Here is a 22,932-nt window from a genome sequence, read left to right on the forward strand (position 1 = left end):
AACCGCAGGAGCCGGGGAAGGGGACGGAACAGGAATGGATGCCAGCGAGCGGAAAGGCAGGACCGTTGCGGTGATCGGCGCCGGCATTGTCGGTGTCTCGACGGCGATATGGCTGCAACGTGACGGCCATGACGTCATCCTGATCGACCGCGCCGGACCGGGCGAGGGAACCAGCTTCGGCAATGGCGGCGTGCTGGCCTCCTGCTCCGTCGTCCCGGTCACCGTCCCGGGGCTCATCGGCAAGGCGCCGCGCATGCTGTTCGACCCGCGCCAGCCGCTGTTCCTGAAGTGGGGCTACCTGCCGAAGCTTTTGCCCTGGCTCATCCGCTATCTCGGCCATGCCAATGCCGATGCCGTGAAGCGGCGTGCCGCTGCGCTCTTTCCGATCATTGGCGACAGCCTCGCCGATCACCAGGCGCTGGCTACCGGAACCGGGGCGGAAAAATGGATCCGGCCGTCCGACTATCTTTTCCTCTACAACGATCGCGCCCATTTCGAGAGCGATGCGTTCGGCTGGTCGATCCGGAAGGAGCACGGCTTCACCTGGGACGTTCTTGAAGGCAGGGACTTTACGGACTACGATTCCGCCTATGGACCCGCCCTCGATTGCGCGGTGCGGCTGAAGGACCATGGCGTTATCCGCGATCCCGGGCAATATGTGAAGGATCTCGCCGCCCATGCCGAACGCCAGGGCGCGCGCGTGCTCAAGGCCGATGTGACGGACATCGTGCGGGAAAACGGCCGGGTGACAGGCGTCCGCGCCGGGGGTGAAACGATAGAGTGCGATGCCGCCGTCGTCGCGACCGGCGTCTGGTCCGGCCCGCTGGCCGCCAGACTGGGTGTCAGGGTGCCCATCGAGACCGAGCGCGGCTATCATCTGGAATTGTGGGAGCCGAACATCACGCCGCGCTCTCCGGTTGCCGTGGCCTCGGGCAAGTTTGTCGTCACGCCCATGGAAGGCCGGTTGCGCCTGGCCGGCATCGTCGAGTTCGGCGGACTGGAAGCGCCCGCCTCGCGCGCGCCATTCCGGCTGCTGGAGGCCAATGTGCGCGCCGCCATTCCGGGCCTCGAATGGAAGGAGACGCGCGAATGGATGGGCCATCGCCCGGCGATCGCCGATTCCATCCCTGTCATCGGCGAGGTGCCCGGGGTGCCCGGCGCATTCCTTGGTTTCGGGCATGACCATGTCGGCCTGACCGGCGGGCCGAAGACCGGGCGGGTGCTGGCGCAGCTTGTGGCAGGCAGAACACCCAACATGGATCTTGCGCCCTATTCGCCATCGCGGTTTGAATAGGCGCTCCACGCAGACAACAAGAACAAGAAACGATCAACACCAACCGAAATGGGAGACTGACATGAAGACACTTGCAAGACTGCTGGCCGCCACGGCCATGACCACGGTGGCCGCAACCGCGGCCCAGGCCGAGAAGTGGGACATGCCGATGGCCTATGCGGCCACCAATTTCCACTCCGAGGTCGGCGCCGAATTCGCCAAATGCGTGACGGAAGCCACGGGCGGCGACCTGGAGATCGTCACCCACCCCTCCGGCTCGTTGTTCAAGGGCAACGAGATCAAGCGCGCCGTGCAGACCGGCCAGGCCAATATCGGCGAGCGCCTGCTTTCGGCCCATGGCAATGAGAACCCGCTCTACGAGGTGGATTCCATTCCCTTCCTCGTCTCCTCCTTCGACCAGCACGAAAAGCTGTGGTCGATCGCCGAACCCTATGTGAGCAAGGTCCTGGCCGGCGACAACCTGCACTATCTCTATTCGGTGCCGTGGCCGCCCCAGGGGCTCTACATCAACAAGCCGATCAGCAGCGTGGACGACCTCAAGGGCGTCAAGTTCCGCTCCTACTCCACCGCGACGGCCCGCATGGCGGAACTGACCGGCATGCTGCCGGTGCAGGTCGAGGCGGCGGAACTGAGCCAGGCGCTGGCCACCGGCGTTGCCGAGAGCTTCATCTCGTCCGGCGCAACCGGCTATGACCGCAAGGTGTGGGAACAGCTTTCCAACTTCTACGAGGTTGACGCCTGGCTGCCGCGCAACGCCGTGTTCGTCAACATGGACGCCTGGAATGGCCTCGACGATGCCACCAAGACGGCCATGAACGATTGCGCCGCCAAGGCCGCAGAACAGGGTCTTGCCCGCTCGAAGGACTACACCCAGTTCACGCTCAACGGCCTGAAGGAAAACGGCATGACCGTCGAGCGCGCCAGCGACGAGCTGATGAACGGCCTGAAGGCCGTCGGCGAGACGATGACGCAGGAATGGCTGGACAAGGCCGGCGACGACGGCAAGGCCATCGTCGAGGCTTACAAGAACCAGTAAGCCGTTGACGGGCCGGCGGCGGGCAGTTCGCCGGCCCTTCTCTTTCGCCGCTTCACGCTCCAGACAAGCCGACTGCGCAAGGGGGGACAGCCATGCTCGCCGCAGGCCGCGCGCTTCGCCGCATTCTCGATGCCCTTTACCTGGCCGGGGGTATCATCGCCGCCTTCTTCACCGTGGCCATTCTCGCGCTGATCGTGGCGCAGATGCTGGCGCGCTGGACCGGCCACGTCTTTCCCGGCGCGACCGACTATGCCGGCTATTGCATGGCGGGGGCCTCTTTCTTCGCCTTCGCCTATGCGCTGAATCATGGAGCCCATATCCGCGTTTCGCTGTTTCTTCATGCCCTTGGCGAAAAGCGGTTCTGGGGCGAACTGTGGTGTTTCGCCATCGGCACGGCGGCATCCACCTATTTCGCCTGGTATGCCGTGCGCGGTGCCTGGTGGTCCTGGAAGCTGAACGACATCAGCCAGGGCCTCGATGCCACGCCGGTCTGGATCCCGCAGATTTCCATGGTGGCGGGAACGGTGTTGCTCGCCATCGCCTTCTGGGACCATCTGGTCCGCCTTGTCTTCACCGGCGCGCATGGCATCACCACCGATGCCGTCAGCCAGAGCCATGCGGAGTGACGCATCATGGAACAGCTCGCTCCCATCGCAATCTTCCTTTTCGTTCTCTTCCTGCTGCTCGGTTCAGGTGTCTGGGTCGGCCTGTCGCTGCTCGGCGTTGCCTATGTCGGCATGGAGCTTTTCACCAGCCGCCCGGCCGGCGATGCCATGATCACGACGATCTGGACCGCCTCGTCCTCGTGGACGCTGACGGCCCTGCCGCTCTTCATCTGGATGGGTGAGATCCTCTATCGCACGCGTCTCTCCGAAGACATGTTCCGTGGCCTGTCGCCCTGGATGGCGCCGCTGCCCGGCGGTCTCGTCCATACCAACATCGTCGGCTGTACCGTGTTTGCCGCCGTATCCGGCTCCTCGGCCGCCACGCTGACCACGGTCGGCAAGATGTCGATCCCCGAACTGCGCAAGCGCAACTATCCCGAACGCATGATCATCGGCACCCTGGCCGGTGCGGCCACGCTGGGCCTGATGATTCCGCCCTCGCTCACCCTCATCGTCTACGGTGTCACGATCAACGAATCGATCACCAAGCTCTTCATGGCCGGTGTCGTTCCCGGCCTCGTCCTGGCCGCCATGTTCATGGCTTATGTCGCCATCATGTCGCGTGTGTCGAAAGACTTCGCGCCGGACCCGGAACAGCGGATGACTTTCGGCCAGAAGGTGCGCAATTCGCGTTTCCTTTTGCCCGTCATCAGCCTCATCCTCGTCGTCATCGGCTCGATGTATCTGGGCTATGCCACGGCCACGGAGGCCGCTGCCTTCGGCGTCATCGGCGCGCTCGTGCTTGCCGCCACCCAGGGCTCGCTTTCCCTGTCCACCTTTGCCGAAAGCCTGATGGGCGCGGTGCGCACATCCGCCATGATCGCGCTCATCCTGGCAGGGGCAGCCTTCCTGTCGCTGTCCATGGGCTTCACCGGCCTGCCGCGCGGCCTGGCCGATTTCATCGCCTCGCTGGAACTGAGCCGTTTCGAACTGCTGATGGCGCTGCTGGTCTTCTACATCATCCTCGGCTGCTTTCTCGACGGAATCTCCTCCGTCGTGCTGACCATGGCGGTGGTGGAACCGATGATCCGCCAGGCCGGCATCGACTTCATCTGGTTCGGCATCTTCATCGTGGTCGTGGTGGAAATGGCCCAGATCACGCCGCCCATCGGCTTCAACCTTTTCGTCCTGCAGGGCATGACCCATCACGAGATGAATTTCATCGCCCGTGCCGCATTGCCCATGTTCCTCATCATGGTGGTGATGGTCTTCGTCCTCATTGCCTTCCCGGAACTGGCCACCTGGCTGCCGGACAACATCCGCCAGCGCCCGGCCTGAGGCGCGCATGCAGGATGCCTTTGCCCATGTCGCGGCGGCGCCCTGGGTCGCCGCGGCGGTCGTTCTCATCGCCATGGTGGCCGCCGTCGTGCAATTCGGCCTTGGCATGGGTTTCGGCCTCACCGCCGCGCCCCTGCTGGCGCTGATCGATCCGGAACTCGTGCCTGTCTCGACCCTCTATCTGGGTTTTGCCGCCTCGGCCTGGACCGCCTTTGACGAACGCCACGCGGTCGTCTGGTCCGAGGTCTGGACAGCCGCCCTGGGGCGTCTTGCCGGCGTTGCCGTGGCCACGGCGGTCCTCGTCTGGATTTCCGACCGCAAGGTCTTTTCGCTGGTCTTCGGCCTGATGGTGGGTCTGGCGGTCGTGCTCTCGATAGCCGGCTGGCGGTTGCGCTTCGGCCGGGCCAGCCTGCTGTCCATGGCGGCGGTTTCCGGCCTCATGGGCACGATCACATCGGTTGGCGCGCCACCGCTGGCCATCGTCTACCAGGACAGGCCGGCCGCGCAGGCCCGGCCCACGCTGGCCGCCTTCTTCGCCATCGGCTGCCTGCTCTCGCTCGCCGGATTGCACCTGTCCGGCTGGGCGGGTTTGCGTGATCTGGCGCTGGCGCTCATCATGGTGCCGGGCATGCTTGCCGGCTGGCTGGTCGCCCGGCTGCTGGCCGGCCGTTTCGACAAGCGCTACCGTCCCGCCTTGCTGGCCGTCGCCGGTATCGCCGCCGTCATCCTCGTCATCCGGGGGCTTTCGTGAAGGTGAGCCTGCTTGCCCTGCTCGGCCTGGCGGCGCGCCATGGCCGTATCATCCTCGTGGCCGGCCTGGCCGCCGGCATCGCACTGCCGGACCTCGCCCTGGCCATGCGCCCATGGCTCCAGGAAATGGTGGCCGGCCTGCTTTTCTTCGCCGCCCTGCGCATCGGCCCGCGCCAGGCCTTTGGCACGCTTTCCGCCTTTCCGCGCACGCTGGCGCTGGCCCTGGCATACCAGCTCGTCCTGCCGCTGGCCGCCTTCGCGCTGTTTGCCGCTTTGGGCATGCAGGCGTCCGCGCTGGCCATGTCGCTCATGCTTATGCTGTCGGCCTCGTCCATTTCCGGCAGTCCGAACCTCGCCGTCCTGACGGGCCATGATCCCGCCCCCGCGCTGCGCCTTCTGGTTCTGGGAACCGCCATTTTGCCACTGACCGCAATTCCGGTCTTCGCCCTGCTGCCGGAACTGGGTGGCGCTGCGGAAGTGTCCGCCGCCTCGGCACGCCTGCTCGCGGTCATTGCCGCGGCCTCGGCCATCGCCTTCGGCATCCGCGCCTGGATCATCCGCGATCCTGCACCTGGCACGATTGCCGCGATCGACGGCCTGTCTGCCATTGCCATGGCCATTGTCGTTGTCGGCCTGATGTCGGCGGTCGGTCCGGCCCTGCGCACCGACCCGGCGGGTTTCGCGCTCTGGCTGGCCGTGGCCTGCGCCGCCAATCTGGGCGCCCAGGTCATTGCCCATGGTCTGCTTGGCCGCACCGGCCTTGCGCCCGAGCGCGTGCCGCTGGCCATTATCGCCGGAAACCGCAACATTGCGCTTTTCCTGGTGGCCCTGCCGCCGGCGGTCACCGATCCGCTGCTGCTTTTCATCGGCTGCTACCAGATCCCGATGTACCTGACGCCGCTTCTGCTGGGCCGGTTCTACGCAGGCACCGTCACGCGCAAGTGACCCGGTCGTGATTGACCTTGGCGCAAGACGGCGCGAAAACAGCCGGCAATTGCAATCCATGCACCGGCCAAGCCGGATCGGAGTCGTCCCTTGATACGTCTTGCAGCCCCGTTCCTCGCCTCGATCCTTGCCTCCATGCCGGCGCTGGCCGCCGACCCCGATCCGAAGAATTGGGAGAGCGTATTGGATGCGGCGCGCGGCCAGACCGTCTACTGGAATGCGTGGGGCGGTTCCGAAAACATCAATGCCTATATCGAATGGGCCGGTGATGAACTGGAAAGCCGCTTTGGTGTCGACCTCGTCCACGTCAAGCTGGAGGATACAGCCACCGCGGTCGCCACGGTGCTTGCCGAAAAGGCCGCCGGCAAGACCGAAGGCGGCACGGTGGATCTCATCTGGATCAACGGCGAGAATTTCGCTTCCATGAAGAAGCAGGACCTTCTTTTTGCGCCGGGTTGGGCGCAGAGCCTGCCGAACTGGCGCTTTGTCGACCATGAGACCAAACCGACCATCACCGTTGATTTCACCATCCCGACCGACGGGCTGGAAAGCCCCTGGGGCATGGCAAAGCTTGTTTTCTTTCACGACAGCGCACGCACCGCGCCCGAGACGATGCCGGACAATGCGCGTGAATTGCTGGAATGGGCCAGGGCCAATCCGGGCCGTTTTTCCTATCCCCAGCCGCCGGATTTCATCGGCTCGAGCTTCCTCAAGCAGGTGTTGAGCGAACTGGTGGCCGATCCGGCCCTTTTGCAGAAGCCGGTCGTGGAAGCGGATTTCGACACCGTCGCCCGCCCGCTTTTCGACTATCTGGATGAACTCCATCCGCTGATGTGGCGCCAGGCGCGGGCATTTCCGAAGAACTACCCGGCCATGAAGCAGATGCTGGCCGATGGCGAGGCGGAGATCATTTTTGCCTTCAATCCGGCGGAAGCCTCGGCCGCTGTCGCCGCCGGCGAATTGCCGGACACGGTTCGTTCCTTCGTCTTTTCGCAAGGCACGCTCTCCAATACCCACTTCGTCGCCATTCCCTTCAATGCCAGGGCAAAGGCCGGAGCGCTGGTCACGGCAAATTTCCTGCTGTCGCCCGAGGCCCAGGCACGCAAGCAGAATCCGGACGTCTGGGGCGACCCGACCGTGTTGGCCATGGCCAAGCTCGATGATGCGGACCGGGCCCGTTTCGAGGCGCTGGATCTGGGCGTCGCGACCCTGCCGCCCGAAAGGCTCGGCCCGGCGATCGCCGAGCCGCATGCAAGCTGGATGACCCGCCTTGAGGAAGAGTGGACGCGCCGCTACGGCGTCGCCAATTGAACGCAATGGCCGGCCCGGGCAGGGGTGGGCACCCGTGCGCCGCCTGAGCTTCGCCCGGTTCGGTCCGCCGCTTGCCATCGGTCTTCTGGCGGGTCCGGTCTTTGCGGGGCTCGCCGGAACGCTTTTTCCCGCCTTTGGCTGGCTGCCCGCATTGGGCGGCAATCATGTGACGCTGGCACCCTTTCGTGACCTGCTGGACCAGCCCGGCTTGCTGCATTCCTGTCTCGTCAGCCTGTTTGCAGGCCTTGCCGCGACAGCCCTGTCACTGGTCGGCATCGTTCTGTTCATGGCGGCCCATGCAGGCAGTCCGTTCTTTGCCCGTGTGCAGCACCTGCTGTCGCCCTTGCTGTCTGTGCCCCATGCCGCCGCAGCTTTCGGACTGGCCTTTCTCGTCGCGCCGTCGGGCTGGCTTGTCCGCCTCGTCTCGCCGGAAATGACGGGCTGGACCGCGCCGCCCGATGCCCTGATCGTGCATGATCCGATGGGCCTGACCATGATTACTGGCCTAGTTGTCAAGGAAATGCCCTTTCTTCTCCTGGTATCGCTGGCGGCGCTGACACAGGTGCGGCTTGCCGAAACGCGGCGCCTCGCCGCGTCTCTCGGCCACGGGCGCATGGCCGGCTTCTTCTTTCTCGTCTGGCCGCTGGTCTATCGCCAGATTCGTCTCGCCGTTCTGGCCGTTCTGGCCTTCTCCACATCCGTCGTGGATGTCGCCGTGATCCTCGGTCCCGTGACACCGGCACCGCTGGCCGTGCGCCTTGTCGGCTGGATGAACGATCCGGACCTGTCGATGCGCTTTTTCGCCTCTGCCGGCGCGCTTCTTCAATTGGGGCTGACGGCCTTCGCCTGCCTTCTCTGGCTGGGGTTTGAACGGCTGGCCCATGCGCTGCTGGTCTTCCTGCGCGATGGCGGCGGCCGCTATACGCACGACCGGGGCCTGCGCATGGCCTCCGTGGTCCTTCCAGGCCTGTCCGCCGCCGCGGTCTTCCTCGGCCTCCTGCTTCTGGCAATCTGGTCTGTCGCCGGCCTGTGGCAGTTTCCCGACGCCCTGCCGCGCAGCTTTTCGCTCAGGAGCTGGGAGCGCGCACTGCCCCGCCTCGATGACCCGCTCTGGACCACGCTTGTCACCGGCCTGCTCGCCACCGCGATTTCCACGGTTCTGGCCATTCTCTGCCTGCGCCGGGAGGACGAGTTGCGCGCGCCGCCGGGCCGCCTTCTCTGGCTTGTCTACCTGCCGCTCATCGTGCCGCAGGCCGCTTTCCTGTTCGGCCTGCAAATGCTGCTGATCGGCGTGCAAGCCGACCCCTCCCTGCCCGCGCTGGTGCTTGCCCATCTGGTCTTTGTCATGCCCTACGTATTCCTGTCGCTGTCGGACCCCTGGCGGGCCTTCGACCGGCGCTATGAAGCGGTCGCCGCGGGCCTTGGCGCCTCGCGCATGAAGAGCTTCTGGCGGGTGCGCATGCCGATGATGGCGCGTGCCGTCCTCGCCGCTGCTGCCGTCGGCTTTGCCGCGTCGGTGGGGCAGTACCTGCCCACCCTGCTGATCGGCGCCGGCCGCCTGACGACGGTCACGACGGAAGCCGTGGCCCTCGCATCGGGCGGAAACCGCCGCGTCATCGGGGTCTACGCTTTCCTGCAGATGATGCTGCCGGCCGCGGGCTTCGCCATTGCCAGCCTCGTTCCCGCGCTGCTATGGCGCAGGCGCAAAGCCTGACGCCGCAGGAACAGCAATGGAAACCGCCCGACCGCTGACACTGGACAATGTGCGCATATCGCTGGCCGGCAAGCCGCTGCTGGCCGTTTCCGCGCGCGTTGAACCGGGCGGCGTGCTTACCGTCATGGGGCCGTCGGGCTCGGGCAAGTCGACGCTGCTGGCCTATGTTTCGGGCTTTCTCGATCCCGTTTTCGATGCGTCAGGACGTGTCCTGTCGGCAGATGTGGACATCACGGCCTTGCCGCCGGAAGAGCGCCATGCCGGGATCCTGTTCCAGGACCCGCTGCTTTTCCCGCACATGAGCGTGGCGCAGAACCTGCTGTTTGCCATTCCCGAATCCGTCTGCGGACGTGCCGCGCGCCGCAGGCAGGCCGAGGCGGCCCTTGCGCAAACCGGCCTGGAAGGGTTTGGCAATCGCCATCCGGATACGCTGTCGGGCGGGCAGAAGGCGCGTGTCGCGCTGGCCCGCGTGCTGCTGTCCGCGCCGCGCATGCTGCTGCTGGACGAGCCCTTTTCCAAGCTCGATGCGGATTTGCGCGGCCAGATGCGCGAACTCGTCTTTTCCACCGCACGGGCCTCGGGCCTGCCTGTCGTCCTTGTCACCCACGATGCCGCCGATGCCGAAGCGGCGGGCGGCGTGGTCGTTAAGGTGGGCGCCGATGGCTGACCTGCCCACGCTTCCCGTATGTGAGGTGCTGCCGGCGCTTGACCGGGCCCTCGATGATGGCCGAAGTTGCGTGCTGGTCGCACCCCCCGGTGCGGGCAAGACCACGCTTGTGCCGCTGCACCTGCTCGGGGCCGATTGGGCAAGGCGGGGCCGCCTCGTGCTTCTGGAACCGCGTCGGCTTGCTGCCCGCGCCGCCGCCCGCCGCATGGCCGCGCTTCTGGGGGAGGAGGTGGGCGGGACAGTGGGCTATGCCATGCGCATGGACAGCCGCCAGTCGGATCGCACGCGCATCCTCGTTGTCACCGAGGGCGTCTTTGCCCGCATGGCGCTGGACGACCCGGAACTGACGGGCATAGCAGCCGTGCTGTTCGACGAATTCCACGAGCGCTCGCTGGATGGTGATTTCGGCCTGGCGCTGGCGCTCGATATTGCCGCCGGCCTGCGCGATGACCTGCGCCTGGTCGTCATGTCGGCCACACTGGACGGCGCGCGTGTCGCCGCGCTTCTGGAGGGTGCGCCGGTGATCGAAAGCCGTGGGCGCGCCTTTCCTGTCGAAATCCGCCATCAGCCGCGCGAAACCGGCCAGCCGGTCGAAGATGCCATGGCAGGTGCGATCCGTCGCGCGGCAGGCAGCGAAACAGGCAGTGTGCTCGCCTTCCTGCCCGGTCAGCGTGAAATCATGCGCACGGCCGAACGGCTCGAGGGCGCGGTTCCCGCCAATACCGATATCGTGCCGCTTTTCGGCGCCATGGATGGCAAGGCGCAGGACATGGCGATCCGCCCCGCGCCGCAGGGCCGCCGCAAGATCGTGCTCGCCACGTCCATCGCCGAGACATCGATCACCATTGACGGTGTGCGCATCGTCATCGACTCCGGCCTGTCGCGGCAACCGGTCTTCGAACCGGCCACGGGCATCACCCGGCTGGAAACGGTCAAGGTCTCGCGCGCCGCCGCGGATCAGCGTGCCGGCCGTGCCGGGAGGACGGAGCCGGGCATCGCGATCCGCCTCTGGCACGAGGGCCAGACGGGCGCGCTGGCCGCCTTCGACCCGCCGGAAATCCTTGCCGCAGACCTGACCGGCCTGATGCTCGATTGCGCCGCCTTCGGCGTGACCGATCCCGCAAGCCTTGCATTTCTCGACGCGCCTCCGGCCGCCGCGCTTGCCGAGGCAAGGCGGCTGCTGGTCGAACTCGACGCGCTCGATTCCGCCGGTCGATTGACTGAAACCGGAAAGGCCATGCGCATGCTCGCCCTGCCTGTGCGGCTTGCGCATATGGTGGCCAGGGCTGCCGCCGCAGGCGCGGGCGAACAGGCCGCCCGGCTTGCGGTGCTTTTGACCGAGCGCGGCCTTGGCGGTACCACGGCCGATCTGGACAGGCGGCTGGAAGTGTTTGGCCGCGACCGGTCCGCGCGTGCCGGTGCGGCGGCGAAACTGGCTTCGTCCATCGCGCGCCAGGCGGCGGCAGGTGCCGCAGGTTCCGGTGTGAAGCAGACAGGCCGCCCGGGCGCGGGCGAGCTTCTGCTCCAAGCCTGGCCGGACCGGGTGGCCAGGACGCGCGGTGCGCGCGGCCATTTCCTCCTGGCCAATGGACGGGGCGGCCGTCTGGAGGAAACCGATCCACTGGCCGGAGAGCCGTTTCTTGTCGTCGCGGACATGACGGGAACCGCGCAGAATGCCCGCATCCTGGCCGCCGCCACCGTCTCCGAAGCCGCGATCCGATCCGTGCTGGGTCACAGGATCACGCGACAAACCGGCGCCGCCTTCGATCCGGCGACCGGGACCGTGCGCGCCCGCGCCGTCGAGGCGCTGGGCGCCATCACCCTGTCGCAAAAGCCGCTGGCCGCGCCCACCGGCGAGGAAGCCGCGCAAGCCCTGCTCGCCGCGATCCGCGACAACGGGCCCGGTATCCTGCCATGGCCGAAGGAGGCGCTTGCCTTGCGCGCCCGCCTGGACTGGCTGCATCGCGGGCTGGGCGACCCATGGCCGGCGGTGGATGACGATACCCTTCGTGACACCCTGGAGGAGTGGCTCGCACCCTTCATCCAGAACACGGCCTCGCTGGCGGCGCTGAAGCCGCATCTGCACGCCGCGCTTCTGGCCCGGATCCCCCATGACCTTCAGCGTCAGCTCGACCGGATGGCGCCGACCCATTTCGATGCACCCTCCGGAAACCGCGTCCCTGTCCGTTACGAGGCGGAAGGCCCGGTCCTGTCCATCCGTGTGCAGGAACTCTACGGGCTGAAGGCCCATCCCGCCATGGCGGGCGGCACAGTGCCGCTGCGGCTTGAATTGCTATCGCCGGCCCACCGCCCGATCCAGACGACCCAGGACCTGCCCGGCTTCTGGGCCGGATCGTGGAAGGATGTGCGCGCGCAGATGCGCGGCCGCTATCCCAAGCACCTCTGGCCGGAAGATCCCGCCAATGCGCAGGCCACCAGCAGGGCCAAGCCGCGGGGGACCTGACAACCGTTGACGGGCTTGGCGGGCGAGGCGGTCCGGGGCATATAGGAAAAATGGAAGATGTCACCGCCCACGATCCAGTTACCGCCCGCCGCCTGCGGCTGAACACGCTGATCCGGCTGCGCTGGCTTGCCGTTGCGGGCCAGACCGTTGCCGTCATGGTTGTCCATTTCTGGCTGGGCTTCCCCTTTCCCATCCTGCTCTGTTTCGCGCTGATTGCCTGTTCGGCCTGGCTGAACATCTTTCTGGCGATCCGCTTTCCGCCTACCTACCGCCTCTCGGAGGCGGCGTCGCTGGGTGTTCTTGCCTTCGATGCCCTGCAACTGGCCGGCCTCCTCTACATGACCGGCGGCATGACCAATCCCTTCTCCATGCTGCTCATGGTGCCGGTCATCATCTCGGCCGCCTCGCTGCCCGTCCGTCACACGCTCATCCTTGGCCTTCTGGTTCTCGTTTCGGCCAGCCTGCTCGTTTTCCTGCACCTGCCTCTGCCATGGTCCGGTGGCCGCGATCTGCCGTTGCCCTTCCTCTATGTCGCGGGCATGTGGATGGCGCTGGTCTCCAGCCTTGCCTTCACGGGAATCTACGCATTTCGTGTCGCCGACGAGGCGCGAACGCTGGCCACGGCGCTGGCCTCGGCGGAACTCGTGCTGCAGCGTGAGCAGCATCTTTCGGCGCTGGATGGTCTGGCCGCAGCCGCTGCCCATGAACTGGGTACGCCGCTGGCGACGATCGCGCTTGTCTCGCGCGAAATGGAGCGCGACCTGCCGGAGGATTCGCCGCTGCGCGAGGATGTCAGCCTGTTGCGTTCGCAATCGCAGCGTTGCCGCGATATCCTGCGCCGCCTGACAACCCTGTCCAGCGAAGGCGAGATGCATATCGGGCGTCTGCCCTTGTCCTCCCTGGTTGACGAAGTGGCGGCCCCGCATCGCGCCTTCGATATCGAAATCTGCTTGCAACCGCAGCCCGGCGATGGTCCGGAGCCGGTTCTCAAGCGTAATCCGGGCATGATGTACGGTCTCGGCAACCTTCTCGAAAACGCTGTTGATTTCGCATCCTCCGCCGTCGTTGTGGAATGGGGCTGGACCGCCGAGCGGCTCTGGATAGCGATCACCGATGACGGCCGCGGCTATTCGCCTGAAATCCTGGCGCGCATCGGCGAGCCCTACACCACGTCCCGCGCCGGCAGCGAACAATCCTCCGGAGGCGGACTTGGCCTCGGGCTTTTCATCGCCAAGACCCTGCTGGAGCGCTCCGGCGCGGCGATAAGCTTCAGCAACGCCTATCAGGACCGCCTGGGCGCGCGTGTCCGGGCCGAATGGCGCCGCGAATCGGTGGAGGCGCCGATTGATCTGGCGCAAGGGCAGGACTTGCTAAATCCTGCATAAGACTTGCATCTTAAGAAGCCGCGGCAGTTTGGCGCGCGACACAGAAACGCAAAGGGGGTCCGGCATGAATGATCAGGAAGACCTGGGGGATCCGGTGTCGGTGAACGGGGCGAAACTTCTGATCGTGGAGGACGACAAGCCGTTCCAGACGCGCATGGTGCGCGCCATGGAAAGCCGGGGCTTCGAGGTTCAGGCCGCCGATTCGGTGGCCGAGGCCCTTGCCCACGTCGAATCCGGCGCGCCGGACTATGCTGTTGTCGACATGCGCCTGGGCGACGGCAACGGCCTCGACGTGGTGGAGGCCATCCGCAAGGTCCAGCCGGAATCGCGTGTCATCGTTCTCACGGGCTATGGCAACATCGCCACCGCCGTCACCGCCGTCAAGCTTGGCGCCATCGATTACCTGGCCAAGCCCGCCGATGCCGACGAGATATTCGCCGCCCTTGTTCGTGATCCTGAAGGCAAGGCCGAAGTGCCCGAAAACCCGATGTCGGCTGACCGCGTGCGCTGGGAACATATCCAGCGCGTTTACGAGGCTTGCGACCGCAATGTTTCGGAAACCGCGCGGCGGCTCAACATGCACCGCCGCACCCTGCAGCGCATTCTGGCCAAGCGTGCACCGCGCTGATTCCTATGCCGTCTCGTCGCTGCCCGTGTCGATGGCCACGCCGGCCCATTCGGCAGCAAGCAGGCGCTGCGCCCCAATCCGCGCGAAACGCGCTGTCAGGGCCTTTCGCCGGGCAGGCGCCAGGCGGTGTTCCGGCGCATCGCGCATCATCTCCGCGCCATAACCGTCGGAGAGGATGAAGCCGGCATCGCCCGGAAAGATGTCGGCCGGCACGTCGGGATGGGTCGCGAAAAAGAAGCGGTCGCACCAGTCGCGATAGCCGGGCCACTTGCGGTCGGTCCTGAAGTCGTCCACCGAAGACTTGATTTCCACGATCCAGAAATCGCCCTTGGGCGTCATGACAAGCAGGTCGGCGCGCCTGCCCGTCGCCAGCGTGACCTCGGGCAGCATCACCGCCTGCATCTCGTGCAAGAGCCGCTGCACGCCGCGCCGCACCATCATCGCGCGCGCCGATTGCCGGCCATCGGCAAGCGGATTGGAAACAGGGGTTGCAAGCAAGGCCATCACCGGAACATGCCATGAACAGACCGGCTTGAAAAGCCCGCCGGGGCCACGTCAGTCCCGGTGTTCCGCACCCGCAAGGCCTTCCAGGATCGGGCAATCCGGCCGCTCATCCCCGTGGCAGGCATGGATCAGCCGGTTCAGCGTGGCTTTCATCGCTTCCAGGGCCGCGATCTTGTCCTCGATCGCGTGGACGTGGTTGACGGCGATCTGGCGGACATCCTGGCTGGCCCGGCTCTTGTTGGCATAGAGTTCCATCAACTGGCGGCATTCATCGATGGAAAAGCCCAATTCGCGGGCTGCGCGCACGAAATTCAGGAAGTGAACATCCTCTAGGGAATAATCCCTGTAGCCGTTGGCCGACCGGGTTGGCGCGATCAGGCCGATCTCCTCGTAATAGCGGATTGTCTTGGCCGGCAGGCCGGACTGCCTTGAAGCTGCACCGATATTCATCCGTTTGCCTTTTTCTTGATCAGGACGGGAGGTTGCATTAGCAAAAAGTCACGAATCTGTGGCGGAAAAACCATGGATTCCGGCCGCCGGAGCATTTGGCTGACCCGCTGCAGCGTTAACCGCTTGGCAACCATAAATTTTGCATATTAATTCATGTGTTGAAAATGTGGCCCGATTCGGGGCCCCTGCGGAATCTGAGGGATCGGTTCAAATGACGTTCAAGCCTTTCGCCATTGCCATGGCCGTGATGCTGTCCGCTGTCCTTGCGGGCTGTTCCGGGACGGCGATTCGCACCTATTCCATGTCCTATGGCTCCGTGAAGGACGCCGGCTATCAGTTGCCGCGGATCCCGATTTCCAGGGTTCCGGGCAAGTTTCATCGCCAGCTCATTCGCTACGAGACCGATGAAAAGCCGGGCACCGTCATTGTCGATACCGGCGCCAAGTTCCTCTATCTGGTGATGGAGGACGGACGGGCCATGCGCTATGGCATCGGCGTCGGCCGCGAGGGCTTCGAATGGTCCGGCACCGCGCGCGTGGCGATGAAGCGCGAATGGCCGACCTGGACGCCGCCGTCGGAGATGATCAAGCGTGAGCCGAAGCTGGCGAAATACCGCGGCGGCATGCGGCCGGGCCTCGACAACCCGCTGGGCGCGCGCGCACTCTATCTGTTCAACAAGAATGGCGACACCGGCTATCGTCTGCATGGTTCGCCGGAATGGAATTCCATCGGCGGCAATGTCTCATCAGGCTGCATCCGCCTGATGAACCAGGACATCATCGACCTTTACGACCGGGTGAGCATCGGCGCCAAGGTCATCGTCAAGTGATCCAGCCGCAAGGCTGAACGAAAAAAGCCGGGCATCGACCCGGCTTTTTTCATGGCTTGCCGGACGGGCCGCCCAATCAGGCGATCTGCTCGACCTGCTCCACTTCGGGAACGAAATGGCGCAGCAGGTTCTGGATGCCATGCTTGAGCGTGGCCGTCGATGACGGGCAGCCGGCGCAGGCGCCCTTCATGTGAAGGTAGACCGTGCCGTTTTCGAAGCCGCGGAAGGTGATGTCGCCGCCGTCCTGGGCAACGGCCGGCCGAACGCGGGTATCGAGCAGTTCCTTGATCGTCACCACAAGATCCTCGTCGGCCTTGTCATAGAATTCCTCGCCGGAGGACAGGTCGGCACTTGCCGAATCCTCGGCCATGACCGGCGCGCCGGTCATGAAATGCTCCATGATCGCACCCAGAATGGCCGGCTTGATGTGCTGCCAGTCGGGTGTCTCGTCCTTGGTCACGGTCACGAAATCATAGCCGAAGAAAACCCCGGTTACGCCCGGCACGCCAAAAAGGCGCGCAGCCAGGGGCGAGCGGAGCCCGGCCTCCTCGCCATCGCGGAAATCAGCGGTTCCTTCCGGCAGCACCACCTGGCCCGGCAGGAATTTCAGCGTCGCCGGGTTCGGCGTCGCTTCTGTCTGGATGAACATGTCAAAACCTCCATGCGTCCTGCGGGTCAAGGTCCGCAGACCGTGTCATCGGGTTCGTTTAGAACCGTTCTAAATATAAGGCGTCGCGTGACCGGCGGCAAGCCTGCATCAGGCTAGGCTTTCGATGTCCTCGTCGGTCAGGCTGGCCGGCACCACGGTGACGGGAATGGGAAAGGGCGCCCCCTTTCCGGCCACGGAGGCAACCAGCGGCCCCGGACCTTCCGAAGAGGAGCCGGCAGCCAGCACCAGGATGGCGATGTCCTGGTCTTCCTCGATCAGGGCATGAATCTCGTCCGTTTTCTTGCCTTCGCGCACCACCAGTTCCGGCTCGATCCCGAGCGTGCCGCGAATGCGCTCGGCATGGGAATTGAGCGCTTCATTGGCGGCCGCCTCGCTTTCCTCGCGCATGATCTGTTCAACCCCGAGCCAATGCTGGAAATCACCCGGTTCCATGACGAAGACGAGAACGAGGGCGCCATTGGTGTTGTGCGCCCGGCGCGCCGCATAGGCAACGGCGCGTTCGCATTCCGGTGTTCCGTCGATCACCGCAAGGAACTTCCGGCGGTGTCCCGCTTCCTGGCTCAGCCGTCTGGAGACCATGCATCACTTTCCCTGGTTGCCTCGTGCGACCGGCACATTGCCACCGGGGAGGCCGGTCGGCAAGCCACCGGCCTGCGGCGGGTTGTCCGAACTGGCTTCATGCCAGCAATGCGCGATCAGCCTGTCAGCAGGCCGACGATCTTGCGGACATCCTTCATCGTCGCTTCGGCGAGGACAGCTGCGCGTTCGCCGCCATCGCGCAGCACCTGGTCGATATGGCCGCGATCGGCCATGAGGCGACGCATTTCGCCGGCGATCGGGTCCAGCTTGGCGACAGCCAGGTCCGCCAGCGCCGGCTTGAAATCCGAGAACTGCCGGCCACCGAATTCGCGCAGCACGTCTTCGCGGCTCATGTCGTTGAGCGCCGCGTATATGCCCACGAGATTGGCGGCTTCCGGCCGTCCTTCAAGGCCCGCCACCTCGGAGGGCAGGGCGTCCGGATCGGTCTTGGCCTTGCGGATCTTGCGCGCGATCGCTTCCGCCTCGTCCGTCAGATTGATTCGCGACAGGTCGGACGGGTCGGATTTCGACATCTTCTTGGTGCCGTCGCGCAGGCTCATCACCCGCGTCGCGGGCCCCTCGATCAGCGGTTCGGTCACCGGGAAATAGCCATTGACCGTCTCCTCGCCCACCTGCATTTCGACGCCGAGCTTCAGGTCCGCGATCCGGCCGGAATAATCGTTGTTGAATTTCTGGGCGATGTCGCGGGTCAGTTCCAGATGCTGCTTCTGGTCGTCGCCCACAGGCACATGGGTCGCGCGGTAGACGAGGATGTCGGCCGCCATCAGGTTGGGATAGGCGAACAGGCCGACGGAAGCGTTTTCGCGGTCCTTTCCGGCCTTTTCCTTGAACTGGGTCATGCGGCTGAGCCAGCCCATGCGCGCCACGCAATTGAACACCCAGGCCAGTTCGGCATGCTGCACCACGCGCGACTGGTTGAAGACGATGTGTTTCGAAGGGTCGATGCCGGCAGCCAGATAGGCGGCCGCCACCGAACGCGTGGCTGCCATCAGTTCGGCCGGTTCCTGCCATACCGTGATGGCGTGCATGTCGACGACGCAATAGATGCAGTCGTGGCTGTCCTGCAGCGCCACGAACTTGCGGATTGCGCCGAGATAATTGCCCAGCGTCAGGTTGCCGGTCGGCTGGACGCCTGAAAAGACGAGGGGTTTGAAGCTGCTCATCGGTGAAAATCTCCTGTGAAGCTGGTGGAGGGCTCCGGCGGAGACAGCGCACGCGCGCCCCGCAGGTGGTCGGCACGGCTTATGGCCCTGCCGGTGCGCGGGATCAAGATCCCCGGCGGCACGTTTTGCGAACACGGGCAGCCTGTTGCCCGATTGCGTCAGGCCTGCGGTTTCGCCGGCGGCTTGCGCCGGCGCCGCACCGCGCGCATCAGGTCCTGCCGGTCCAGCCCTCCTGTCAGGATGACCAGCCCGAAATAGACGATCATGGCCATCAACACCGTGCCGGCCGTGGCTGCCAGTCGCGCGGCCAGCGCCGGGCTGGCGAACCACTGCGGCAAGGCCCATTGCATGGCGGCCACCACCGCGCCCATGGCGGCAGCCGAAAGCACGATCATGGCAACGCGCCTGAGCGTGACGGGCGAGGGCCGGAAATCGTTCCGCCGCCAGAGAGTGAAGGCCAGCAGGACGAAATTCACCCATGCGGAAATCGCCGTCGCCAGCGCGATCGCCACATGCCCGAGCGCGGCGAAGAAGGCCAGCGAGAAGGCAATGTTGACGGCCACCGCGACCACGGAGAACCAGAGCGGCGTCTTCATGTCCTCGCGCGCGAAATAGGCCGGCTGGAAGACCTTGATGAGAACGTAGGCAGGCAGCCCGGCGGCGAAGGCGGCCAGCGCCTGCGCCGTCAGGCGCGTCGTCTCCGCGGTAAATGCACCGCGTTCGTAGAGCAGGTTGACCAGCGGCTCCGGCATGACCATGAAGCCGACGGCGGCCGGCAATGTCAGCCCGAGGGCAAATTCGAGGCTGCGGTTCTGCAGGTGCTGGGCGTCGCGGTCGTCACCGGCGGCCAGTGCCCTGGCCAGTTCCGGCAGCAGCACCACGCCGATGGCGATGCCGATGACGCCGAGCGGCAGCTGGTTGATCCGGTCGGCATAGTTGAGCAGCGCGATGGCGCCGTCCTGCGCCGAGGCAATGATGCGCCCGACCATGATGTTGATCTGCACCACGCCGCCGGTCAGGATCGCCGGCCCCATCAGCACCAGCAGCCGCCTGACCTGCGGTGTCAGGGCAGGGCGGACAATGCCGAGGCGCAGGCCCTCGCGGGCCACGCCCATGGCCAGCAGGGCAAGCTGCGCGAAACCGGAGGCGAACGCGCCCCACGCCATCCAGTAACCGGTCCGGGCAGGGTCCGCACCCAGCCACAGGGCTACGGCAACGATGGACACCAGGATGACATTGAGCAGCACCGGCACGATCGCGGCAAGGAAATAGCGGCGCAACGAATTCAGGATGCCCGAGAACATCGCCACCAGCGACATGCAGAACAGGTAGGGAAACATGATCCGCGTCATGTCCACCGTCATCGCGAACTTGTCGGGCGTGTCGGCGAAAAGCGGCGCGACAACCGTTGCCACGAGGCCGTCCATGAACAGGATGGCAAGGCCGGAGAAAAGCAGCAGCACCGCCGACAGCACCGCCAGCACCTGCTCGGCGAAGGCGCGCGCGCCATCGAGGCCACCCTTCTCCACTTCCTTGGCGAACAGCGGCACGAAGGCCGAGTTGAACGCGCCCTCCGCGAACAGGCGGCGGAACAGGTTCGGAAATCCGAACGCGGCATAGAAGGCATCGGCCACCGGCCCGGCGCCCAGCGCAGCGCCGATCAGCGCCTCGCGAACGAAGCCGAGCACGCGGCTGGCCATGGTCGCGCCGCCCACGCTGGCGAATTTTCCGATCAGGCTCATCGTGATTGTTTTCCCCGCACGGCCGGCCGGTTCATGACTGGACCGCCGGACGCGTCTTTCCGGCCGGGCTTTCGTCGGCCAGAACACCGGTCAGCGCCGCCTTGATGCGCGCCTGCCGGGTCGGATTCTCGATCTTGTGACCGACGAGGTCGGTGACATAGAATGTGTCAATGACCTTTTCGCCGAACGTGGTGATATGGGCCGAGGCAATGTCGAGCGACAGATCCGCAATGGCGCCGGTCAGTTCCGACAGCAGGCCGGGGCGGTCGAGACCCTCCACCTCGATCACCGAGAACTTGTGCGACAGCGTGTTGCGGATTTCGGCGGCGGGCGCGATCTGGAACGCCTTCGACTTGCGCCGTGGTTTCGCCTTCTTCTCGATCATCTCGGGCAGCCGGGTCTTGCCGGCAAGCGCCTCCTCGATCAGCCTGCCGATGCGTGCGGCCCGGCGCAACTCGTCCTCGTCCTGGTCGAATTCGCGATTGACCAGAATCGTGTCCAGCGCCCGCCCGTCCGACGTGGTGAAGATCTGCGCGTCCACGATATTGGCGCCCGCTGCCGCGCAGGCGCCGGCGATGACGGAAAGCAGGCGCGGATGGTCGGGCGTGAACACGGTGATTTCCGTCACGCCCTCGAAGGCGAGCGTGCGCACTTCGGTCGCCAGCGGCTTGCCCGCTTTCTCGGTCCTGCGGATGAAACGGGCATGGCGCACCTGGTCGTCCAGGTCCGTGACGAGGTAGTAAGCCGAATAATGAAGGTCGGCATAGGTGGCGATCTCCTCCGCCGGCCAGTCCTTCAGCGCTTCCGCCAGCCGTTCGCGGGCATGGGCTGCGCGTTCCTTGCGGGACCCTTCGGAGAAGCCGCCCGTCAGCAGGATCTGTGTCTCGTAGAACAGCGTGCGCAGGAGCTGGCCCTTCCAGCCGTTCCACACGCCCGGCCCCACGCCGCGAATGTCGCAGACCGTGAGGATGAGAAGCAGCTTCAGCCGTTCCACCGATTGCACGATATCGGCGAAATCCTCGATTGTCTTGCGGTCGTTGAGATCACGCGATTGCGCCACCATCGACATGGTCAGGTGTTCCTGCACCAGCCAGGCAACGGTTTCCGTTTCGGCGGGATCGAGCCCCATATGCGGGCAGAGCCGTCTTGCGATCCGCGCGCCTGCCACGGAATGGTCTTCCGGCCGCCCCTTGGCGATGTCGTGCAGCAGCAGGGCGGTGTAGAGAATGCGGCGATTGGCCTTGATCTCGGGAATCAGGCGGTGCGTGAGCGGGTGCGTGTCGGCCTCGTTGCCTTTCTCGATGGACGAGAGAACGCCGATGCAACGCAGCAGATGCTCGTCCACCGTGTAGTGGTGGTACATGTTGAACTGCATCATCGCCACGATCTTGCGGAAATCGGGGATCAGCCGGCCCAGCAATCCGGCCTCGTTCATGCGCCGCAGCGTCATCTCAGGGGCGCGGTCCGAGGTCAGCACGTCCATGAACAGCCGGTTTCCTTCCGCGTCCCGGCGCAGGTCGCGATTGACCAGCTTCAGCGAGCGCGTGACGAGCTGCATGGCGTCGGGATGGTATTCCAGCCCGTGCTTGTCGGCGAACCAGAACAGGCGCACCAGATTGACCGGATCCGTCTCGAACACCTGCTCGTTGGCGATATTGATCCGGTCATTGTCGATGATGAAATCCTGCGTGCCGGGGATCTTGCGCTTGCGTCGCGAGAAGCCCGACAGGAACCGGTTGAAACCCGGCGCCTTCTTCGCCTGCTCCTCTTCCAGTTCCGCGCAGAAGATGCGGGTCAGGTCGCCCACATCCTTGGCCACGAGGAAATAGTGCTTCATGAAGCGCTCGACGGCCGAAAGGCCCGGCTTCGACTGGTAGGTCAGCCGTTCGGCCACATCGCGCTGCAATTCGAAATGCAGCCGCTCTTCCGGTTTGCCGGTGACGAAGTGCATATGGCAGCGCACCGCCCAGAGAAAATCCTCGGCGCGGCGGAACATGTTGTATTCCTTGCGGGTGAAGACGCCTTTTTCAATCAGTTCCTCGGCCGTGCGCACGCGGTAGAAATACTTGCCGATCCAGAACAGCGTGTGCAGGTCGCGCAGGCCGCCCTTGCCCTCCTTGATGTTGGGTTCGACCTTGTAGCGGCTTTCGCCCTGCTTGGCGTGGCGCTCGTCGCGCTCGGCCAGTTTGGCCTGCACGTATTCAGGACCTGTTCCCTTGACCACCTCCTCGTCGAAACGGGCCAGCAACTCGTCGAACAGCGCCTCGTCGCCCCACAGGTAGCGGGCTTCCAGCACGGCCGTGCGGATGGTGATGTCGCCGCGCGAAAGGCGGATGCATTCCTCCACATTGCGCGTGGCGTGGCCAACCTTGAGGCCCATGTCCCACAGCATGTAGAGCATGTATTCCACCACCTGCTCGCCCCAGGGCGTCTGCTTGTAGGGCAGCAGGAACAGCAGGTCGATGTCGGAACCCGGCGCCAGCGTGCCGCGTCCGTATCCGCCCACGGCAACGACCGACATCCGTTCCGCCTGGCTGGGATTCTTCGACCGGTAGACATGCGTGACGGCGAAATCGTAGAGGACGCGGATGACCTCGTCCATGACATGCGACAGCCGCACCGCGCAGGCCGTGCCGCCGCCGTCGGCCAGAAGCATGGTTTCCGCCCTGCTTCGTCCCTCCGCCATGGTCTGCTTCAGCTTCTCCAGCACCTTCGCCCGAATGGCGAAGTCCGAGCCGTCGCCCTCGGGACCGGTCAGGGCCGTCAGATCCTGCCTGAGCGCATCGGCGTCGATCATCTCGTTGAGCTTCAGCGGCACGCGGGCCATGGGCGGGTCC

At 65.3% G+C, this 22,932-nt stretch carries 20 protein-coding genes; 13 read left to right on the forward strand and 7 right to left on the reverse strand.

Going from position 1 to position 22,932, the window contains the following annotated elements; translation table 11 throughout:
* Nucleotides 1-34 precede the first annotated feature (34 nt).
* The 12 genes from R3D65_RS06580 to R3D65_RS06635 all read left to right on the forward strand — a co-directional run bounded on the left by R3D65_RS06580 (nt 35) and on the right by R3D65_RS06635 (nt 14,137).
* Entirely contained in the window at nt 35-1,294 is a 1,260-nt protein-coding gene (locus tag R3D65_RS06580; RefSeq protein ID WP_371274424.1) for an NAD(P)/FAD-dependent oxidoreductase, read from the forward strand.
* 61 nt (nt 1,295-1,355) lie between these two features.
* Nucleotides 1,356-2,330, forward strand: a complete 975-nt coding sequence (locus tag R3D65_RS06585) for a TRAP transporter substrate-binding protein (protein WP_371274425.1) — start codon at nt 1,356-1,358, stop codon at nt 2,328-2,330.
* A gap of 92 nt (nt 2,331-2,422) precedes the next feature.
* Nucleotides 2,423-2,956 carry a TRAP transporter small permease gene (locus R3D65_RS06590; RefSeq protein WP_371274426.1) on the forward strand — a complete coding sequence of 178 codons (534 nt, stop codon included), beginning with the start codon at nt 2,423-2,425 and terminating at the stop codon, nt 2,954-2,956.
* 6 nt (nt 2,957-2,962) lie between these two features.
* The gene (locus tag R3D65_RS06595) at nt 2,963-4,273 is read left to right on the forward strand and encodes a TRAP transporter large permease (protein WP_371274427.1); all 1,311 of its coding nucleotides are present in this window, start codon (nt 2,963-2,965) and stop codon (nt 4,271-4,273) included.
* Between the two features lie 7 nt (nt 4,274-4,280).
* Nucleotides 4,281-5,024, forward strand: coding sequence for a TSUP family transporter (locus R3D65_RS06600; protein ID WP_371274428.1), 744 nt, complete (start codon nt 4,281-4,283; stop codon nt 5,022-5,024).
* Entirely contained in the window at nt 5,021-5,968 is a 948-nt protein-coding gene (locus R3D65_RS06605) for a hypothetical protein (RefSeq protein ID WP_371274429.1), read from the forward strand. The genes R3D65_RS06600 and R3D65_RS06605 overlap by 4 nt, the downstream gene beginning before the upstream one ends.
* 135 nt (nt 5,969-6,103) lie before the next feature.
* Complete coding sequence (locus tag R3D65_RS06610) at nt 6,104-7,279, forward strand: ABC transporter substrate-binding protein (protein ID WP_371274999.1); 1,176 nt, start codon at nt 6,104-6,106, stop codon at nt 7,277-7,279.
* Nucleotides 7,280-7,313: 34 nt separating this feature from the next.
* Entirely contained in the window at nt 7,314-8,993 is a 1,680-nt protein-coding gene (locus R3D65_RS06615; protein ID WP_371274430.1) for an ABC transporter permease, read from the forward strand.
* A 16-nt stretch (nt 8,994-9,009) separates the two neighbouring features.
* The gene (locus R3D65_RS06620) at nt 9,010-9,660 is read left to right on the forward strand and encodes an ATP-binding cassette domain-containing protein (RefSeq protein WP_371274431.1); all 651 of its coding nucleotides are present in this window, start codon (nt 9,010-9,012) and stop codon (nt 9,658-9,660) included.
* A complete protein-coding gene (gene hrpB, locus R3D65_RS06625) occupies nt 9,653-12,124 on the forward strand; it encodes an ATP-dependent helicase HrpB (RefSeq protein ID WP_371274432.1) in 2,472 nt (823 codons plus the stop codon). The genes R3D65_RS06620 and hrpB overlap by 8 nt, the downstream gene beginning before the upstream one ends.
* A gap of 50 nt (nt 12,125-12,174) precedes the next feature.
* On the forward strand, nt 12,175-13,509 hold the full coding sequence (locus R3D65_RS06630) for an ActS/PrrB/RegB family redox-sensitive histidine kinase (RefSeq protein WP_371274433.1): 1,335 nt from the start codon (nt 12,175-12,177) through the stop codon (nt 13,507-13,509).
* 64 nt (nt 13,510-13,573) lie between these two features.
* A complete protein-coding gene (locus tag R3D65_RS06635) occupies nt 13,574-14,137 on the forward strand; it encodes an ActR/PrrA/RegA family redox response regulator transcription factor (protein ID WP_371274434.1) in 564 nt (187 codons plus the stop codon).
* Between the two features lie 3 nt (nt 14,138-14,140).
* Here the strand turns inward: R3D65_RS06635 and R3D65_RS06640 are convergent, their stop codons facing one another.
* Together R3D65_RS06640 and cueR are read right to left on the reverse strand one after the other, a co-directional pair.
* Nucleotides 14,141-14,641 carry an MmcB family DNA repair protein gene (locus R3D65_RS06640; protein ID WP_371274435.1) on the reverse strand — a complete coding sequence of 167 codons (501 nt, stop codon included), beginning with the start codon at nt 14,639-14,641 and terminating at the stop codon, nt 14,141-14,143.
* Nucleotides 14,642-14,692: 51 nt separating this feature from the next.
* On the reverse strand, nt 14,693-15,091 hold the full coding sequence (gene cueR / locus R3D65_RS06645; protein ID WP_371274436.1) for a Cu(I)-responsive transcriptional regulator: 399 nt from the start codon (nt 15,089-15,091) through the stop codon (nt 14,693-14,695).
* 211 nt (nt 15,092-15,302) lie between these two features.
* Here cueR and R3D65_RS06650 point away from each other — a divergent pair, with 211 nt between their 5' ends.
* Nucleotides 15,303-15,920 carry a L,D-transpeptidase gene (locus R3D65_RS06650; RefSeq protein WP_371274437.1) on the forward strand — a complete coding sequence of 206 codons (618 nt, stop codon included), beginning with the start codon at nt 15,303-15,305 and terminating at the stop codon, nt 15,918-15,920.
* A gap of 76 nt (nt 15,921-15,996) precedes the next feature.
* Here R3D65_RS06650 and R3D65_RS06655 read toward each other — a convergent pair whose 3' ends face one another.
* From R3D65_RS06655 to R3D65_RS06675, 5 genes are all read right to left on the reverse strand, one after another.
* Nucleotides 15,997-16,569 (reverse strand): NifU family protein, encoded by a 573-nt coding sequence (locus R3D65_RS06655; RefSeq protein WP_371274438.1) that lies wholly within the window; start codon nt 16,567-16,569, stop codon nt 15,997-15,999.
* Between the two features lie 108 nt (nt 16,570-16,677).
* A complete protein-coding gene (locus R3D65_RS06660; protein WP_371274439.1) occupies nt 16,678-17,169 on the reverse strand; it encodes a universal stress protein in 492 nt (163 codons plus the stop codon).
* Nucleotides 17,170-17,285: 116 nt separating this feature from the next.
* Nucleotides 17,286-18,353, reverse strand: a complete 1,068-nt coding sequence (trpS, locus tag R3D65_RS06665; RefSeq protein ID WP_371274440.1) for a tryptophan--tRNA ligase — start codon at nt 18,351-18,353, stop codon at nt 17,286-17,288.
* Nucleotides 18,354-18,511: 158 nt separating this feature from the next.
* Nucleotides 18,512-20,095, reverse strand: coding sequence for a murein biosynthesis integral membrane protein MurJ (gene murJ, locus R3D65_RS06670; protein WP_371274441.1), 1,584 nt, complete (start codon nt 20,093-20,095; stop codon nt 18,512-18,514).
* A 31-nt stretch (nt 20,096-20,126) separates the two neighbouring features.
* Entirely contained in the window at nt 20,127-22,922 is a 2,796-nt protein-coding gene (locus R3D65_RS06675) for a [protein-PII] uridylyltransferase (RefSeq protein ID WP_371274442.1), read from the reverse strand.
* Between the last annotated feature and the right edge of the window lie 10 nt (nt 22,923-22,932).

The sequence above is a fragment of the Zhengella sp. genome, from assembly GCF_041397485.1.
Lineage (GTDB): Bacteria > Pseudomonadota > Alphaproteobacteria > Rhizobiales > Rhizobiaceae > Zhengella.